At 48.7% G+C, this 558-nt stretch carries 1 protein-coding gene; it reads left to right on the plus strand.

The genetic code is table 11. The features are described 5' to 3' along the window. Positions 1 to 205 precede the first annotated feature (205 nt). Positions 206 to 558, plus strand: a 353-nt coding sequence (locus FN633_RS14635) for an Arm DNA-binding domain-containing protein (RefSeq protein ID WP_154058956.1), incomplete at its 3' end; no start/stop codon positions are given.

Here is a 558-nt window from a genome sequence, read left to right on the forward strand (position 1 = left end):
TGAGTGGGAATGATTAATAGCTAAGTTATAGCTACTCATATCTATTCAAAACCAAATTCAACCCTCTGTTTTTTAGAGGGTTTTTTGTTTATAACTACTCATATCTATTCACTCTACCTCATATTTTTAGCCGGTATGCGTGACGGTATTACCCCAAAGGTATATGCTCATCCCGTCATTTTTTATCATTGCGACCGGGTGAAATGTGCTTACCGATACCAAACTAAAAAACCTAAAACCGCAGGACAAAATCTATAAGGTCTCAGACCGCGACGGGCTGTATGTAGCCGTGCTCACGTCAGGCAGTATCTCGTTCCGGTACGATTACCGGATCAACGGGAGGCGGGAGACACTGGTGATCGGGCAGTATGGCCGTGACGGTATCAGCCTGGCGGAAGCCAGAGAGGAATTAATCGCTGCCAAAAAGCTCCTGAAGTCAGGCCAGTCGCCAGCTGCGGCAAAACGCGACGGTATCCGGCGCATACGTGGAGAAGAGACGTTTGCCGCTCATACCGACGCATACATGAAACACGTCACGCTGGCGGACAGCACGCGGCA

The organism is Pseudescherichia vulneris (assembly GCF_902164725.1).
GTDB classification, from domain to species: Bacteria; Pseudomonadota; Gammaproteobacteria; order Enterobacterales; family Enterobacteriaceae; genus Pseudescherichia; species Pseudescherichia vulneris.